This window comes from Paenibacillus sp. BAC0078 (assembly GCF_054483875.1).
On record NZ_JBTLRW010000006.1, the window covers coordinates 333,934 to 351,433 of the forward strand.

Annotated in this window: 13 protein-coding genes; 12 read left to right on the forward strand and 1 reads right to left on the reverse strand. The window is 49.4% G+C overall.

What is annotated here, in order from left to right; all coding sequences use genetic code 11:
- Positions 1 to 139 precede the first annotated feature (139 nt).
- Entirely contained in the window at positions 140 to 1,276 is a 1,137-nt protein-coding gene (mqnC, locus tag ACX1DY_RS14390; protein WP_458964874.1) for a cyclic dehypoxanthinyl futalosine synthase, read from the forward strand.
- A gap of 273 nt (positions 1,277 to 1,549) precedes the next feature.
- On the forward strand, positions 1,550 to 5,854 hold the full coding sequence (locus tag ACX1DY_RS14395; protein ID WP_458964875.1) for a bifunctional 2',3'-cyclic-nucleotide 2'-phosphodiesterase/3'-nucleotidase: 4,305 nt from the start codon (positions 1,550 to 1,552) through the stop codon (positions 5,852 to 5,854).
- Between the two features lie 105 nt (positions 5,855 to 5,959).
- Here the strand turns inward: ACX1DY_RS14395 and ACX1DY_RS14400 are convergent, their stop codons facing one another.
- Positions 5,960 to 6,148 (reverse strand): hypothetical protein, encoded by a 189-nt coding sequence (locus tag ACX1DY_RS14400; RefSeq protein ID WP_019912286.1) that lies wholly within the window; start codon positions 6,146 to 6,148, stop codon positions 5,960 to 5,962.
- A gap of 161 nt (positions 6,149 to 6,309) precedes the next feature.
- Between ACX1DY_RS14400 and ACX1DY_RS14405 the strand changes: the two genes are divergently transcribed.
- From ACX1DY_RS14405 to ACX1DY_RS14450, 10 genes are all read left to right on the forward strand, one after another.
- Positions 6,310 to 7,152, forward strand: a complete 843-nt coding sequence (locus ACX1DY_RS14405) for an SPFH domain-containing protein (protein WP_458964876.1) — start codon at positions 6,310 to 6,312, stop codon at positions 7,150 to 7,152.
- A gap of 12 nt (positions 7,153 to 7,164) precedes the next feature.
- A complete protein-coding gene (locus tag ACX1DY_RS14410) occupies positions 7,165 to 7,335 on the forward strand; it encodes a type II toxin-antitoxin system antitoxin (protein WP_019912284.1) in 171 nt (56 codons plus the stop codon).
- Between the two features lie 784 nt (positions 7,336 to 8,119).
- Positions 8,120 to 10,057 (forward strand): threonine--tRNA ligase, encoded by a 1,938-nt coding sequence (gene thrS, locus ACX1DY_RS14415; protein WP_458964877.1) that lies wholly within the window; start codon positions 8,120 to 8,122, stop codon positions 10,055 to 10,057.
- A gap of 375 nt (positions 10,058 to 10,432) precedes the next feature.
- On the forward strand, positions 10,433 to 11,008 hold the full coding sequence (locus tag ACX1DY_RS14420) for a 3D domain-containing protein (protein ID WP_458964907.1): 576 nt from the start codon (positions 10,433 to 10,435) through the stop codon (positions 11,006 to 11,008).
- Positions 11,009 to 11,131: 123 nt separating this feature from the next.
- A complete protein-coding gene (locus ACX1DY_RS14425) occupies positions 11,132 to 11,272 on the forward strand; it encodes a hypothetical protein (RefSeq protein ID WP_458964878.1) in 141 nt (46 codons plus the stop codon).
- A gap of 223 nt (positions 11,273 to 11,495) precedes the next feature.
- The gene (gene liaF / locus ACX1DY_RS14430; RefSeq protein WP_458964879.1) at positions 11,496 to 12,587 is read left to right on the forward strand and encodes a cell wall-active antibiotics response protein LiaF; all 1,092 of its coding nucleotides are present in this window, start codon (positions 11,496 to 11,498) and stop codon (positions 12,585 to 12,587) included.
- Between the two features lie 2 nt (positions 12,588 to 12,589).
- On the forward strand, positions 12,590 to 13,645 hold the full coding sequence (locus ACX1DY_RS14435) for a HAMP domain-containing sensor histidine kinase (protein ID WP_458964880.1): 1,056 nt from the start codon (positions 12,590 to 12,592) through the stop codon (positions 13,643 to 13,645).
- 45 nt (positions 13,646 to 13,690) lie between these two features.
- Positions 13,691 to 14,344 carry a response regulator gene (locus tag ACX1DY_RS14440; RefSeq protein WP_458964881.1) on the forward strand — a complete coding sequence of 218 codons (654 nt, stop codon included), beginning with the start codon at positions 13,691 to 13,693 and terminating at the stop codon, positions 14,342 to 14,344.
- A gap of 693 nt (positions 14,345 to 15,037) precedes the next feature.
- Positions 15,038 to 16,699, forward strand: a complete 1,662-nt coding sequence (locus tag ACX1DY_RS14445) for a S1C family serine protease (RefSeq protein WP_458964882.1) — start codon at positions 15,038 to 15,040, stop codon at positions 16,697 to 16,699.
- Between the two features lie 111 nt (positions 16,700 to 16,810).
- Positions 16,811 to 17,500, forward strand: a complete 690-nt coding sequence (locus ACX1DY_RS14450) for a response regulator transcription factor (protein WP_458964883.1) — start codon at positions 16,811 to 16,813, stop codon at positions 17,498 to 17,500.

The window sequence follows — 17,500 nt, forward strand, 5'->3', positions numbered from 1 at the left end:
CAGGCATGGCCGGAAAATAAGCAGATTCGGCAGCAGCGCCATCCCGTGCGCTGCTGTTTTATTTTAAAATTAGGATTTTTCAAGCCGCCCTGATTGTGATACGATGAAGAAACGAGCATTAAAAAGGAGGCCGCGAACGATGAGTGCTATAGATCTTATTCTGGATAAGACGCTTAAAGGCGAACGTCTCGGGTTGGAGGACACAATCCGGCTGTTCGAAAGCAATGAAATTGAGAAAATGGGCGCTGCCGCTGATATTATTATGAAACGCTGGCACCCGGACCCGATGGCTACCTTCGTCATTGGACGCAATATTAACTATACCAATGTATGTGATGTGTACTGCCGGTTCTGTGCCTTTTACCGCAGACCTGGTTCTGAAGAAGGTTATGTTCTTCCCGATGAAGCCATTTATCAGAAAATCGCCGAGACCATTGCCGTGAACGGTACGGAGATTCTGATGCAGGGCGGAACCAATCCGAATCTGCCATTCAGCTACTATACGGATTTGCTGCGCGGCATTAAGCAGCGTTTCCCGGAGATTACAATGCATTCCTTCTCTCCTGCGGAGATTATGAAGATGGTGGAGGTATCCGGCCTGCCGCTGGAACAGGTTGTCCGTGAGATCCACGCCGCAGGACTCGATTCCCTTCCGGGCGGCGGCGCCGAGATTCTGGATGACCGGACCCGCCGCAAGATCAGCCGTCTCAAAGGCTCCTGGCGGCAATGGATGGACGTCATGCAGACCGCACACAAAATCGGCATGAATACGACAGCAACAATGGTAATTGGCCTTGGAGAGAGCATGGAGGAGCGGGCGCTTCATTTGCTGCGGGTGCGTGAAGCCCAGGATGAATGCATTGCGAACAAGTATGACTCCGAAGGCTTCCTGGCATTTATCTCCTGGACCTTCCAGCCGGATAATACAAACCTGAAGCTGGACAGACAGACACCGGAAGAGTACCTAAAGACCGTAGCAATCAGCCGGGTGGTGCTGGACAACATCAAGAACTTCCAATCATCTTGGGTAACAATGGGGCCGGAGGTCGGCAAGCTGTCCCTGCAATACGGGTGCAACGACTTTGGCAGTACAATGATTGAAGAGAATGTAGTATCATCTGCGGGAGCAACCCATAAGGTTAATATCGAGCAGATTCTTCAACTCATCCGCGAAGCAGGCAAAATCCCGGCGCAGCGCAACACTCGCTACGACATCCTGCGGGTGTTCGACGATGCGAACGCGAAGATTGACAATGATTTTGTAATGCAGAACTAATCTGAGAGTTATACCATTTATTGATAACGTTATGTGTAACATTTTTTTGCGGCGTCCATCCTTGAATGATTTCTCTATGAAAATCGTCAGGGGCGGACGTTTTTTGTTTTTTGTAAAAGTATACAGGGCGATCTAACCAAATTTGCGGGGGGAAATATGATATTTTACACAACTATTTATTAGATTTAATGGTTTCTGCTAGATTACTAATTTTGGGTATGATACAATTTTGCGGTCAGCATTAAGAAATATATGGGGAGGAATATCTAACTTATGGCAGAAAGAAGTTGGAACAAGCCGATAGCTTCAATATTGGCGACCACAGTCCTGGCAGCACAAGTGTTAGGCGGAGTTTTTGCAGGACCGATTCTGGGGGCGGACAAGGCAGCGGCGGCTGGCGCTGAAACAGTTGCTCCTGGAACGATTAACCTTCGCTTGATGAGCACCACGGATGTTCACACCAATGTGATGGGCTGGGATTACTTTAAGGGTGCCCCATCTCTGACAGTGGGACTGGACCGGACTGCAACTTTGGTGAAGAAAGCCAGAGAAGAACAGCCGAACAATCTCCTGCTCGACAACGGGGATTTGATTCAAGGAACACCGCTGGGCACTTACTCGGCGAAGCAAGCTGATTCAGAAGGCAAATTGAACAAAATTCATCCAATGATCGCTGCCCTGAATGCCATGCACTATGATGCGGCGACCTTCGGGAACCATGAATTTAACTATGGTCTGAACTATCTGGCAAGTGTAACATCTGCTACGTATACAAACATTTCTTTTCTGAATGCGAATGTGTATGATGCTACTAGTCATGATAACTATTTTACTCCATACAAGATTTTCGACAAAAAAGTTAAGGATAGTGCTGGGGATGAGCACGATGTTAAGGTTGGGCTTCTTGGTTTGGTAACACCGCAAATTATGGAATGGGACAAAGCCAATCTGTCAGGAAAGGTGACCACCGAGGACATTGCCGCAACAGCCAGAAAATTTGTTCCAGAGATGAAGGCCAAAGGTGCCGACATTATTATTGCTATGGCGCATACCGGATATGACGCTTCTGCAGTGGAAGGTGACGGCTCAGAGAATGACATCAATGCGCTCAGTAAGGTTCCTGACATTGATGCCATTACTTTCTCCCATACCCATAAGGTATTCCCTGCTGCGGATGATAAATCTCTGGACGCATTGTTCAAGGATGCATCTGGCAACGTGCTTCCCGGCATTGACAATGCCAAAGGCCAGATCAACGGTGTTCCAGCCGTCCAAGCCGGCTATGGCGGAGGGTATCTGGGCCTGATCGACCTTGCGATTGTTCCAGACCCGAATAAGAGCGGACACTGGAAGGTAGACAAGCCAGCTTCCATTTCATCCACACGTTCAATTTACAAAACAGTGGACAAGGTAAACTCCTCCACTGTTGAACCGGATGCTGAAGTAGACGCCGCTGTTGCTGCTGATCATCAGGCAACGATTGCCTATGTCAATCAACCGCTGGGCACAACGGATGTTCCTATGAACAGCTACTTTGCTATGGTGCAGGATGATCCGACTGTTCAGATCGTGACCTATGCCCAGAAGCATTATGTTGAGAATCTGATTAATACTGATCCGGCATTGGCCCAGTATAAAGGAAAAGCGATTCTCAGTGTAGGGGCACCATTCAAGGCCGGACGCAACGGTCCGGATGAATACACTGAAATTGCACCAGGCTCGTTGACTATTCGCAGCGCGAGTGATTTGTACCTCTATGACAATACGCTGAAAGCAGTCATGATCAAGGGTTCTACGGTAAAAGACTGGGTAGAGATGAGTGCAGGCGCATACAACAAAATTGATCCGAATGTCACTACGCCGCAGGCACTGCTCAATTCCAAATTTGCTGTATACAATTTCGACGTTATTGATGGGATTCAATACAAGATTGATGTGACCCAAAATGCTAAGTACAATCCGGACGGCTCAATTAACGATAATAATTCCAGCCGTGTAACTTCTATTACGTATGGCGGCCAGCCGCTTGATATGAATCAGGATTTTATCGTTGTTACCAATAACTACCGTGCAAGCGGCGGTGGTAACTTCCCGGGTCTCAAGGGCATTACGCCGATTATTGATACACTGGAAGAGAACCGTCAGGTTCTGATGGATTATATCAAGGAAGCGGGCAAGGTAAGCCAGCCTGCCGACAACAACTGGTCCATCTTGCCAATCAAAGGTGATGTCAAGGTAACCTTCCCTTCTTCTCCAAAAGCCAAATCAGTACTGCCGAAGGATGAGAAAATTACTGATACCGGCACACAGGATAACAAAGGTTTCGAAATTTATAACCTGGATCTAAGCAATGATATCAAGGTTCATATTTTTGGAATCAATGACTTCCACGGCCAATTGGATACAACGTCTTATGTTGGTGATAAGGCAGTGGGTACGGCTGCTATTCTGGCAACTTACCTGAAAACAGCACGTGGTAAATATTCAAACACATTGCTTGTTAACAACGGGGACTCCGTTGGTGCTTCTGCTCCGGTATCCTCAATGGAGCGTGATAAGCCGACACTTGAATGGATGAACATGATGAAATTTGATGTCGGGACTTTGGGTAACCATGAGTTTGACCAAGGTGTGGCAGCGCTGAAAGCACAAATTTTTGGCGGTGTGGACCCTGTCAATAACAAGATTACACATGCACCATTGAATTTTGACTATGTTAATGCAAATGCAGTTGACAAGGAAACAGGAAAACCAATTATCAACCCTTACGTGATCAAAGAAGTTGGCGGCGTGAAAATTGGATTTATCGGTGTCGTTACCAAAGCTACTCCAAGTAAAGTATCTCCAGCCGGCACAGCCGGCGTGAAATTCCTTAGTCCCGAAGATGAAGTTGCTGCGATTAACAAATATGCGGCTGAGCTCCAGGGCAAAGGTGTCCAGACAATTATTGTTCTTGCTCATGATCCGGCAACAACCAAAGGGGATGCGACTACAGGAGAAGCTGCTGATTTGGCCAATGCGCTTCCGAAAGATTCACCAGTTGATGTAATTGTCGCTGGTGACAATCATGCGCTCGCTAACGGTGTAGTGAACGGTAAGCTGATTGTTCAGGCATATTCCTATGGTACAGCGTTTGAAGATATCAGACTGGTTATCGACCCTGATACCAAAGATGTCAAAGCTAAATCAGCTACTGTAACTAGCACTTTCCAGGATGGTGTGACTCCAGACGCAGATACTGTGGCCCTGGTGGACAAATATCTGAAGCTTCACTCTGAGCTTACTCTGCCTGTAGGTACTACAGACGGTACAGTTACCCGTACAGATGCTTACAATAATGAGGCTGCTCTGGGGAATCTGATTGCTGATGCTATGCGCCAAGCTGATTTCGGCGATGGAAAAGGCCTTGCTGATTTCGCCTTTATGAATCCGGGCGGTATCCGCGCTGATCTTCCGAAAGGCAATGTTTCCTTCGGCGACTTGGCTAAGATCCAGCCATTTGGCAACACGCTTGTGAAGCTTACCCTTACGGGTGCGCAGATCAAGACACTGCTGCAACAGCAATGGGCAACCAAAGCTGATGGAACTGCAGACATCAAAACACTGCAAATTTCCGGCCTGAAATATACGGCTAACATGTATTTGCCGGTTGCTGATCGTATTGCTAATTTGACCAAGACAGACGGAACACCAATCAGCATGACTCAAAACTATACTGCAGTAGTTAACAACTTCATGGCTGCAGGCGGCGACAACTATAAGGTACTCACTGCAGCCAGTGAATCCCTGGCCGGTCCGATTGACCTGGATGTCTTCTACGATTACGTTAAGAAGACTTTCAAAGGCGGTCAAATCACAGCAAAAATTGAAGGTAGAATCACCAATAATACTAAAGCTCCGGCTCCAACTTCGAATCCAGGAGGAGGAACTGTGGCAACACCAACACCTACTCCTACGGCTACACCAGCTGCATCAGCAACACCTGCACCAAGTGTAAAACCAACTGCTACGCCTGCTCCAACTGCAGCGAACTTTAAGGACCTTGGTAAAGTGGCGTGGGCACAAGAGGCTATTAGCTCCTTGGCAGCCAAAGGTATTGTGAAGGGTCTGGACGGCAACAACTTCGCACCTAACAAAACAGTAACCCGTGCGGAATTCATCACGATGCTGGTTCGTTCTCTGAATCTTAGTGCTACAGGAACACCTGCAACATTCAGTGATGTGAAGCAAGGTGCATGGTACTCCGATGCTATTTCGGCTGGTGTGAAAGCCGGTCTGATCAAGGGTTCCGGCAACGGCAAGTTTGAACCGGGCCGTGAAGTGACCCGTGAAGAAATGGCAATCATGATTTACGCTGCAATTAAGGCTCAACTGCAGCCAATTGATACTACTGCCGCTCTGGCAGGCTTTGGAGACAAAGCCAAGATTGCTTCTTATGCTCAAGAGGCTGTAGGTCAACTGACTAAGCTCGGAATTGTCAACGGTGTAGCTGGCGAGAAATTCGCGCCGAAGAGCGATGCTACCCGTGCTCAAGCCGCAGTAATCATTTACCGTATGCTTCAAAACAAAGCTTCCTAATGCTTGAACGCTAAGGAAGATTAACACAAAAAGGTGTTTCGCTTTCATCTCCGGATGAGAGCGGAACACCTTTTTTCCATTCCGATATTTTACGATTGTTTCCCGTTAAGCGTCCTTAACAGCAGCTTCCCATTTGCAGCGGATAGGGGAGACAATCGCATTTTCCTTCTTCAGCTCAGTGAAGGCTTTGTCGATGGCTTTGCGTTCCAGGCCGGAGAGCTTTTCCACTTCACCTGCGCTGAGCGGGGTTGCTGAGGCTTTGATAATATCCAATACTTGTTCTTTAACACTCATGTGTTTCACTTCCTTTTTAGAATAAATAGTGTAGGTACGACTTTTGACAGATTCATAGTATTAAAAAAACAGAGAAAATGCTGTGATTTTTTAGTTTACAGTCATATCCAAAAGTGATATCATAGTCATATCAAATAAATATCTTTATGGAGGCGTTCTTTATGAAAGAGAAAATATTGCGTCCGGTCAGCGGCTTCTGGGTTATCGCTTTGATTGCTATCTGCATCGCGGGTGGAATTTATGGCGCAGCTAATGAATATGTCGCAGTGCCCGTTATCCTGTTCGTTATAGCGGCTGCGCTTTGCACAAGTATTACAGTGGTGCAGCCGAATAAATCGGTTGTGGTGACCTTTTTTGGAAAATATGTTGGTACGATTGCTAACAGCGGCCTGTTTGCAGTCATCCCGTTCAGCATTCGAAAGACAGTGTCGCTGCGGGTACGTAACTTCAACAGTGTCAAGCTTAAGGTGAATGATGTGGAAGGGAACCCGATTGAGATTGCCGCAGTCATTGTATTCAAGGTCATCAACTCGGCGAAGGCTTTATTCGATGTCGATAAATATATGGCCTTCGTGGAAATTCAGAGTGAGACGGCGCTGCGCCATGTGGCAAGCAAATATCCGTACGATAACTTTACCGAATCCGGCATGTCCCTGCGGGCCAATGCGGATGAGATTGCCAAGGAACTGGCAGTCGAATTGCAGGAACGCCTCTCGATATCCGGCGTGGAGGTCATTGAAGCCAGACTGACCCATCTTGCTTATTCAACGGAAATCGCCAGCACCATGCTGCAGCGCCAGCAGGCTTCAGCCATTCTGTCCGCACGGCAGATCATTGTGGAAGGAGCTGTCGGCATGGTCGATATGGCAATCCGTCAGCTTAAAGAGAACGGAGTAGTGGAGCTTGACGAAGAACGCAAAGCAGCGATGATCAACAATCTGATGGTAGCGATTGTGTCGGAGCGCGGAGCGAGTCCGGTAATTAACGCCGGCTCGTTGTACTAAAGGCGGTTCATCATGGCGGCCAAGAAGAGCTTTCCGCTGCGGATCGACCCCGAGCTGCACGAAGCGCTGGAACGATGGGCGGGAGAAGAATTTCGCAGCGTGAACGGGCATATCGAGTACCTGCTGCGTGAGTCTTTGAAACGCGCAGGCCGCTTGCCTGAACGGAAACGCCGGGAAGAATAATGCTAAGGGCAGAGGGGCTTCTGCCCCGAGTGCATTATACCGGTGGTGGTTATGCGGGTAGCATGTCGAGGCTATATAAGTTGAACTAAAGAAAATATAAAAAGGGCAGAAGTGACGGAGGGGGAGTTTGGATACTTACGGAGCGAACGCGTCCGCCTGAGAGCTTTCCGTAGGAAAGCTGGCCGTATGATTAGGCTGTCTGCGGATTTCCACCGCGAAGAGCGGTCTAAATCAAGAAATCTGCAGACAACAGCGGCCGGAAGTCCAAACATTCCCCGCAGTTACGACCAGACCCCAATATGAAAATCTATAGTTCAATTTATATAGTCAGTTCTACACCAAATATTGAGAACTTTAGGCTGTGTCTGACTTGACGGAAGGCCTGAGACAGATTTATAATTACACAAGATTCACGCTATCAGCTTTGACAAAGATATGGATTGTGACTTCAGGACTGTTTCAGAGAGAGGGAACCTCAGGCTGCAATTTCCTCCGGTACCGGTTATCAATCTACCCCTTTGTAGCTGCGGTTATGAACTCCTGCAGGCTGCTTTGATTACAGGCAACTTGCCCGGATAGTAAGAACCGCCGGTTCATGGCCGTTATTCCCATGCTGACGAAGGATTCCGGTAAGACTCTGGAATCGAATTTGGGTGGAACCACGGGTGCAATCACTCGTCCCTTCGCGGGACGGGTGTTTTTTGTGTGCGTGAACATTTCCGTTCCGTAATATAACTCAGATAACTTTTAGCTTATGCTCACAAAACTTTTAGGAGGAATAACAATGTCAGTAAATATCAAACTGCCGGACGGATCGGTCCGGGAATATGCCGATGGCAGCAGCATTGATGATGTAGCGGCTTCGATCAGCAGCGGACTACGCAAAAATGCCGCAGCAGGCAAGCTTAACGGAATCGTTGTCGATTTGTCCACACCGCTGGAGGAAGGTGCGCTGGTTGAGATCGTTACCTTGGATTCACCGGAAGGTCTCGAAGTAATGCGCCACAGTACTGCCCATCTGATGGCCCAGGCGGTAAGACGCCTGTTCGGAACCAAGGAGGTTAAGCTTGGCGTAGGTCCGGTGATTGAGGATGGATTCTACTATGACATGGATCTGGAGCATCCGCTGAATCCTGAGGACCTGCTGAAGATTGAGAAGGAAATGGAGCGTATCGTTTCGGAGAATTTGCCGATTGTACGCAAAGAGGTCAGCCGCAAGGAAGCGCTGGACAGATTCGGTGAGCTGGGCGATCCTTACAAGCTGGAGCTGATCGAGGCGCTGCCTGAAGATAGTATCATTACGATTTATGAGCAGGGCGAATTTTTCGATCTTTGCCGAGGCCCGCATGTGCCGTCGACAGCAAAAATCAAAGTATTCAAGCTGATGAACGTGGCCGGAGCTTACTGGCGCGGCGACAGCAAGAACAAGATGCTTCAGCGCGTATACGGCACAGCCTGGATCAAAAAAGATCAGCTTACGGAGCATTTGCGCCTGCTGGAGGAAGCGAAGAAACGCGACCACCGGAAGCTGGGCAAAGAGCTGGAGATTTTCACTTTTAATCAACTGGTTGGACAAGGGCTGCCGATCTGGCTGCCAAAAGGCGCTAAGCTGCGCAGCATCCTGGAGCGGTACATTGTGGATCTAGAAGCAAGCCTTGGTTACCAGCATGTGTACACTCCGGTGCTAGGTAATGTAGAGCTGTACAAAACCTCCGGTCACTGGGAGCATTACCAGGAAGATATGTTCCCTAAGATGTCGATTGACAATGAGGAATTCGTGCTTCGTCCGATGAACTGCCCGCATCACATGATGATTTATAAAAGCTCAATGCACAGCTACCGCGATCTGCCGATCCGTATCGCTGAGCTGGGCACAATGCACCGCTATGAAATGTCCGGCGCATTGACTGGACTGCACCGCGTGCGTTCCATGACGCTGAACGATTCGCATATCTTCTGCCGTCTGGATCAGATCAAGAGCGAGTTTACCCGCGTACTGGAATTGATCAAACAGGTCTACAGCGATTTCGGTATTCACGATTACCGCTTCCGCTTGTCTTATCGCGATCCGAAGGATACAGAGAAATATTTCCAGAATGATGAAATGTGGGAGACTGCACAACGGATGCTGCGTGAAGTGGCAGAGGAAGCAGGCCTGCCGTTCTTCGAGGCGGATGGAGAAGCTGCGTTCTACGGTCCGAAGCTGGACGTTCAGATTCGCACAGCTCTTGGCAAAGAAGAAACGTTGTCCACTGTACAAATCGACTTCCTGCTCCCTGAGCGTTTCGAGCTTGAGTACGTCGGCGATGATGGTCAAAAGCACCGTCCGGTCGTGCTGCACCGCGGCATCCTTGGCACGATGGAGCGTTTTGTAGCCTTCCTGCTGGAGAACTTTGCCGGTTCGCTGCCGTTGTGGCTGTCTCCGCAGCAAGTGAAGATTATTCCTGTCTCTTCGGCCTTTGATGATTACGCCAAGGATGTGGCTGCGAAGCTGCTCGCAAGCGGCATCCGGGCGGAAGTGGATCTGCGCAACGAGAAAATGGGCTACAAAATCCGTGAAGCCCAGCTTGAGAAGCTTCCATATATGTTCGTAGTCGGTGAGAATGAAATGAATGCCGGAAGCGTCTCGATCCGTAAACGCGGAGAAGGCGATATCGGAGCCAAGCCTTTGCAGGAAGTTATTGCTACACTGGTTCAGGAGATTGCCGAACGCGTAATCTAACAGGACTGCCGCAGTAGCTTTTAGAACTCTGTACAGATTGCCTATCAACCTCTGTCATATGCCACGTGGAGCCGCTTCATTGCAGCTTCATGTATAAAATTTTGTGAATAGGGAAACCTTCGCTAATAGGGGGAGGTTTAACTAATGAACAAAATGGGCTTATGCCAGAGGTTTTGGTGTCTTTTCGTCACTGTTGTGCTATTGCTGACAGCTGTCAGCATCTATCCGGATTTTGGACGCAAGCCGGTGGAAGCGAGCGGGACGGAGGACACTGCAGTTCAGCTAAGCAGCAGCATAACGAGGTCATTGGATTTGCAAAATACAAAGGTTTCTGCGCCATTTACCAATATCCGCAGCAATTCGCAGACTGAAGTCCTGGCAGCCGGTCATGCCGCTCTGCATGCTGGTCAGCCGGCAGCAACTGAGGCTCCGAAGCCTACAGCGGCACCGAAGGCTGTCAAGCAGCCGGCCAAATCTTCATCCAAGCCGCCTGTGTCCGTACCGGTATCTGCACCGGCACCAGAGCAGATCATCACTTCAATGAAAGTGACGGCAACCGGTTATACCGCCGGATTCGAGTCCACGGGCAAAACTTCGAAACATCCGCAGTATGGCATAACCTACTCGGGTGTCAAAGTGCGCAGAGACAAAAATGCCGTTTCGACGATTGCGGCGGACCCTAGGGTCATTCCACTCGGCAGCATCCTGTATATCCCAGGCTACGGCTATGCGGTAGTAGCGGATACCGGTTCGGCAATCAAAGGGCGGAAGATTGATCTTTATTTTGCCACCACCAAGCAGGTCTACAAGGAATGGGGCAAAAAAACAGTGGTGGTTCAGCTCATCAAGCGCGGCAACGGAAAATGTACGGAGAGCATGCTGAAGAGCCTCGGCAAAGCGATTCAAACCTACAACGCTATTCCGCAGTATCTGCTGGAAGAAGTAATTTAAGAGATCTGTGGTTTGAAGCTTTTTTCACTTAAGCATGTATAATCCAGCCCTGCACTTCTCATAATACGGACTGGGGCCAAGCACCGGCCTCTTCCTATGAGAGAAAAGGGAGGTGAAGATTCCGTGGCTAAGAAACCAAAGGTACAAGAAAACTATAAAACACCGAATGAAAAATTTAATGCGGAGTTTGCTGCTGAAAATGATGCTATGACCAAACAGAGCAGCAATACGCTCTCCAAACCGGCGCAAAAACCGCAGCAATAATGCTGTGAAGCAGGCAACTGCTGACAGACAAGGACTGTTTCCTATCAGCTATTTAGCTGCAGGAGGCAGTTCTTTTTCTATTTATGCTGCTTTTGTTCCCTCCGTCCCGAGACTGAGTTGAGTTTCATTCTCTCGCCGCTGTTCTCGGCAAGCAACTTCCTGTACACTAAGGCTATAAGAGTGAAGAAGGATGATTTACATTAACTAAAAGGGGAAATGAAGGATGAAAAGACGGTTCACCAGCCAGATCCTTGGGGGACTGATCCTGATTGGACTGGGAGCGCTGTTTCTGCTTAGACAGATGGGCTATACCGACGTTAATATAGGCTCACTGTTCGCGGACTATTGGCCGGTTATTCTTATTATAATGGGAGTGCAGCGTTTTTTATCCACGGATGATCGCGGCGCAAGATTTTCATCTATGCTTGGAGGATTTTTCTTTTTGGCTATCGGGCTGTTTTTCTTGGGGCGCAATTTGGATTGGTTCGATGTTTCCGCAAGCGAATTCTTCAAATTGCTTATTCCGGTGATGCTGATCGGTGGCGGGCTGTTTGTTATTTTTAAGCCCCGGGGCACGACTCCGCCTGTTCCTCCAGCACCGCCTACACCGCCAAGCTTTTACCCGCCTGGTCCAGGCAAAGGCACCGAAAATGTTGAACCGCCTAAGCCGCTGGAATCCACGCTGGATGAGCAGTTCGAGCAGAAATTCGGCAAACCGGCCGAAAAGCGGGATTGGAATGAATATCTGCACAAGCAAGATGAGGATGACGAGGAAGAAGATCAGGGCAAGAAAGGCCATTTCCATTCTGCAAGGGAATTACGCTGGCAGGAAAACCGTGAGCGCCATGAGCGCAGACGCCAGGAACGGCATGAACGTCACAGCCGCAGACACGGTGAGTGGCATGAGGAGTTCCATGAATCGGCCGACCCTAAGGAGTCGACGCATCGTTCGGCTTTTATCGGGGATGTCCATATGGGCAAGGAGCATTTTCAACTGAAGAATACCAATATTTCACAGTTTATCGGTGATACGGTACTGGACCTTACGAATGCGCAAATTGCTTACGGCGAGACGAAGATTAATATTTCTGCTTTTGTGGGCGATATCAAGGTGTACATTCCAGAAGATATGGATCTTGGCGTGTCAGTGCACAGCAGCTCTTTTATCGGGGATATGCAGGTGCTGGATCAGTCGCGTAGCGGGTTCATGGGCAGTGTGCAGTGCAAGACGCCTTATTATAAGGAAGCCGGCAAAAAAATCCGTATTAACGTAAGTGCCTTCATTGGCGACGTTAAAGTCAAAACGGTAGGTTAAGCATGGGGAGATTATTAAGCAACACCAAATGGATGCTGCTGGTATATTTTTTGCTTAGCGGCGCAGTGACCGCCGGAATTATGTATGCCGGGACCTGCCTTGGCTATATCGAGGTTCAGGATTACCGCATGTGGCTGTATCTCTGCCTTGGGATTGTGCTGTTCACAGTGGTGATCGGTTATATGGCCGGACAGCGGATTCAGCGGCGGATTGATCATCTGGACCTGAATATGCTGCAGGTGGCCAAAGGTAACCTTTCCGTGCGGATGCCGGAGAGCGATGACCAGTCTTTTGCAAGAGTGTATCATGAGTTCAACATGATGATGGATACGGTTGAGAATAAGATGCAGCTTCTGCAGCGTTTGGGCGAGCAGGAAGTGATCGAGAAGGAAAAGGCAGCGGAGAGCGCGGTGCTTGAAGAGCGGAGGCGTATGGCCCGGGATTTGCATGATACGGTGAGCCAGCAGCTTTTTGCGATTCATATGTCCGCTTCTTCGCTGCCTAAAGTGCTGGAGCGGAATGCGGAGCATGGGCAGACGGTTATGAATCAACTGATCACCATGTCGCAAATGGCGCAAAAGCAGATGAGGGCACTGATTGCCCAATTGCGCCCGGTAGAGCTGGAAGGCCGCAATCTATTTGAGGCGCTCGAAAAATGGTTCCCGGATTATTGCCGTCAGAACGGACTTAAAGGCGTCAAGGAGCTGGAGCTGCAAGGCGAGCTGTCCGAGGCGATTGAGCACCAGTTGTTCCTGATTATTCAGGAATCCATGGCGAATATTGTTAAGCATGCGGGCGCGCGTTTGGTCAGCTTATCACTGCGTGAGGTGCCGAGACAGGTTGTGCTGAGCATCAGCGATGACGGGCAGGGCTTCGAGCATGTGCAGCATAAGCAGGGCTCCTATGGACTGACTACCATGCGGGAACGTGCGGAAAAGCTCGGCGGTCAAGTGGAGATTATCAGCCGCAAGGGAGCGGGAACTACAATCCGCGTACATATACCGAAATTTGTGCAGGGAAACCCGGAGCCGGACGATACCGCTTCTGCGGAAGCCTGAGCATGGACAGAACCAGTGTATGATAAAATTTAAGGGAGATAGAACATGAGTATGATAAAAGTGCTGCTTGTGGATGATCATGATATGGTTCGGATGGGTCTCAAAACATATTTAATGCTGGACCCGATGTTTGAGGTAATTGGCGAGGCGGCGAACGGCCAGGAAGCACTGAGCATGCTGCGCGAGTGGGGACAGGATGCCCTGCCTGATCTGGTGCTAATGGATCTGATGATGCCGGTGATGAACGGAGCAGAGACTACGCGGGCTGTACTGGCGGAATTTCCGGGCCTCAAAATTGTCATTCTCACCAGCTTCCTGGAGGATGACCTCGTTGTGGATGCCATTGAAGCCGGCGCGGTCAGCTATGTGCTCAAAACCGTCTCCGCCGAGGAGCTGATCTACGCGCTGCAAGGGGCATTCCGCGGCATGCCGGTAATGACCGGCGATGTCTCCCAGGCGCTGACCCGGGGCATCCGCCAGCGTACCGTGCAGGGGGATTCCTCCGGCCTGACCGAGCGCGAGAAGGAAGTGCTGCTGCTTATTGCTGAAGGCAAAACCAATAAGGACATCGGTGAGGAATTGCACATCAGCATCAAGACGGTGAAGACGCATGTCAGCAACCTGCTCATGAAATGCGAGCTGGATGACCGCACCCAACTGGCGATATATGCTCACCGCAAGGGCTGGGCGCAGGGTTAATGAGCCACTTGTAGTGAAATCAAGTAGTTTGCCGAGGAGCTATCCGAGCTCATTAACATCTAATTGTAGTTCGTGCAGCTATTTCGCGTGAATTGAGCTATTATTTCGTTATAACTGTATTCTGTACAATAAAATCCTGAGCATAAGCCCTTTACTGAACAATTTGGAAAAAATAAATGTACGAAATACAATTAACCTGCCGGCTGCGGCACAATTCGCTGTTTTAAGTGTACGAAGTACAATTAACTTATGGAGGAAGCTTTCTATAGCTCTTTTTTCGGTAGCGTATCTCTCATTTCTAAATGTAATTGGGTATTGTTAAAGGTTTGTTCCCAGCCCGGCGCGTTTTTTGCGCTCGGGCTTTTTGTTATGGGGGCAGCGGAGCGTCCCCCCTCATATCCATTCGCGATTACAATAGCGAATGGATACTCCTGCTTCTCTGCCCAGGGCCCTAGTGTCAGAGTGGAAAGTTTACGGCCGCCTTTGAACTCTTGTTCCACCCGCAGGGTAAGTTCAGGGAACAAGAGTTGGGCAGCGGTGGAACCTGACACTAGGGCCCCCCCACCCACTTTCATCTTTTATCTCCGTTTAAATTGTTTTTAATGTGACCTTAAGGTTCAAAGTACACAATAGGACCATGAAAACAAATTACTTCCTTGCCAGAGACGGCAGGGTGCGGGAGGAAAGAAAAACATGGACGACAACAAAAACAGCTTTGATCGTGAGAACAACTTCAATCGTGATAATGAACCGTCACCGGATCGGAATCGGGAATGGGATAACAATACAAACAGCAATACTAATGAAATGCCTGAAGCAGGTTCATCCTACTATTATTCCTATGGACCTTTTAAATCCTTGAACAACGATGAAACGAATACAGACGATGGCCAGCACTACAACCGCCGGGAACCAGAGCGCGTAGAAGTTACCCCGCCGCAGCCAGTCAGACCAGTTCCTTACAACACTTCGCTCCGCACAACGGGCTTCAACGGCAACGGAAGCGGAGGTAACGGCGGCAACGGCTCGGAGGGCGGCAACGGCTGGCAATACAATCACAAGCCCAAGAAGCCTGTAAAAGCGGTATTGATTTCTTTTCTGGCCGGGATGATCGTGCTTTCGGGTTCGATGTTCATGGCGGATCGCGGCAACTGGTTCACAGGAGATCCGGTGGCTGCACCGGCGTTGTCAAATACAGCGGCAAAGACGGCTAACGGCAGTGCGAACGTTACACCTGCAACATCAACGACAACACTGCTCACTGGAACAACGGATGCTTCGAAAGTAGTAGATGCTGTTGGACCTGCAGTCGTCAAAATTGAGACACTGGTTAAAACGAATTCCAGCAGAAGCTCAAACAATCCGAATCTGAGCGATCCTTTCTCACAATTCTTCTTCGGTGATCAATTCGGAAGCAACTCTTCCGGGTCCAACAATTCGGATTCACAGTCGAATTCAGGCTCGGGTTCCCAGCTCACTCCTTACGGGATTGGAACAGGCTTCATCTATGATTCAGCCGGATATATTTTGACCAACCAGCACGTAATAGATAATGCCGATGTGATTCAAGTAACGGTAGACGGTAACACTAAGCCTTATGAAGCTAAACTGCTCGGCTCCAGCAAAGACCTGGATTTGGCCGTTCTGAAGATAGAAGGAAAAGACTTCCCGACGGTACAGCTTGGTGATTCGGACAGCATCAAGGTAGGCTCCGAGGTAGTAGCTATCGGCAATCCGCAGGGCTTCGACCATACGGTTACAGCCGGTGTGCTTAGCGCGAAAGACCGCAGCATTGATATTAATGAAGAAGACGGCAGCGGCACACGCAATTACAAAAATCTGCTGCAGACCGATGCGTCCATCAACCCCGGGAATTCCGGCGGTCCGCTGCTGAACCTGAACGGTCAGGTCATCGGAATGAACGTAGCGGTTAGCACGGATTCGCAAGGTATTGGTTTTGCTATCGCTGTGAACACCATTAAACAAGTGGTTGACAAGCTGGAAGCCAATCAGGCAATTCCAAAAGAACCCGTGCCATTCATCGGCGCATCGCTTATGACCATTACGGATGAGGTAGCCAAACAAATGGGAACTAATATCAAAGAAGGTTCCGTGGTTGCCGAGGTTATCTTCAAATCGCCTGCTTACACCGCTGATCTCCGTCCTTACGATATCATCACAGGGGTAAACGGCAAGAAATATGCAACGAACCAGGATTTGATCAAATATATCCAAACGCTGAAGGTCGGCGACAAAATAACCCTTAACGTCGTTCGTGACGGCAAAAATCTTGATCTTCCGATTACCATCGGCAACAAAAATGATTTCAACACGACGCAAACTCAGCGGCAGTAAGCACCGGACAGTGAAGTGAAGAGCGGAAGGGGAGACCCTTCCGTTTTTGCTGCACAGGCTTGTAATCATGATACAATAGAGATATACGATTTGAACAATGGGGGCTGCTGGATGCGACCGAATATTTTGATTATTGATGATGATGAAAAGATTATTTCCATGCTGCGTCGTGGTCTTGCCTTTGAGGGCTATGACGTAAAGACTGCGTCCAATGGAGCGGACGGCTTGCGCGCTGTACTGAACAGTGATCCGGATGTGGTTGTGCTGGATGTCATGATGCCACAGGTGGACGGCTTCGAGGTGTGCCGGCGTCTGCGCGAAGGCGGCAGCACGGTGCCTGTACTCATGCTAACGGCCAAGGATGAAATTGAGCACCGGGTAAAAGGGCTTGATTTAGGTGCAGACGATTATCTAGTGAAGCCGTTTGCACTGGAGGAGCTGCTGGCCCGGGTGCGCGCGCTGCTGCGCCGCAAGAGTGAGCAGGGAGGCGGCGGCTCAGAGCAGGTAGTTTCCTATGAGGATATTACATTGGATGTTGACTCGCGTGAGGTTGCCCGCGGCGGCAAACGTCTGGAGCTGACTGCGAAGGAGTTCGAGCTGTTGCATCTGTTCATGCAGAATCCGAAGCGGGTGCTGTCACGTGATCTGATCATGGATAAGATTTGGGGTTATGATTACAGCGGGGAATCCAACGTGCTTGAAGTGTATATTGCTATGCTGCGCCAGAAAACAGAGGAGCACGGCGGCAAAAGACTGATTCAGACGATCCGGGGAGCCGGTTACATCCTAAGAGGTGACTAA

What these genes read in the sequence shown, in the direction of transcription:
- ACX1DY_RS14450 (WP_458964883.1), top strand. Translation starts at nt 16,811, where the DNA reads ATGCGACCGAATATTTTGATTATTGATGATGATGAAAAGATTATTTCC.
- ACX1DY_RS14410 (WP_019912284.1), top strand. Translation starts at nt 7,165, where the DNA reads ATGGCGGCCAAGAAGAGCTTTCCGCTGCGGATCGACCCCGAGCTGCAC.
- ACX1DY_RS14440 (WP_458964881.1), top strand. Translation starts at nt 13,691, where the DNA reads ATGAGTATGATAAAAGTGCTGCTTGTGGATGATCATGATATGGTTCGG.
- ACX1DY_RS14400 (WP_019912286.1), bottom strand. Translation starts at nt 6,148, where the DNA reads ATGAGTGTTAAAGAACAAGTATTGGATATTATCAAAGCCTCAGCAACC.
- liaF (WP_458964879.1), top strand. Translation starts at nt 11,496, where the DNA reads ATGAAAAGACGGTTCACCAGCCAGATCCTTGGGGGACTGATCCTGATT.
- thrS (WP_458964877.1), top strand. Translation starts at nt 8,120, where the DNA reads ATGTCAGTAAATATCAAACTGCCGGACGGATCGGTCCGGGAATATGCC.
- ACX1DY_RS14395 (WP_458964875.1), top strand. Translation starts at nt 1,550, where the DNA reads ATGGCAGAAAGAAGTTGGAACAAGCCGATAGCTTCAATATTGGCGACC.
- ACX1DY_RS14405 (WP_458964876.1), top strand. Translation starts at nt 6,310, where the DNA reads ATGAAAGAGAAAATATTGCGTCCGGTCAGCGGCTTCTGGGTTATCGCT.
- ACX1DY_RS14445 (WP_458964882.1), top strand. Translation starts at nt 15,038, where the DNA reads ATGGACGACAACAAAAACAGCTTTGATCGTGAGAACAACTTCAATCGT.
- ACX1DY_RS14435 (WP_458964880.1), top strand. Translation starts at nt 12,590, where the DNA reads ATGGGGAGATTATTAAGCAACACCAAATGGATGCTGCTGGTATATTTT.
- mqnC (WP_458964874.1), top strand. Translation starts at nt 140, where the DNA reads ATGAGTGCTATAGATCTTATTCTGGATAAGACGCTTAAAGGCGAACGT.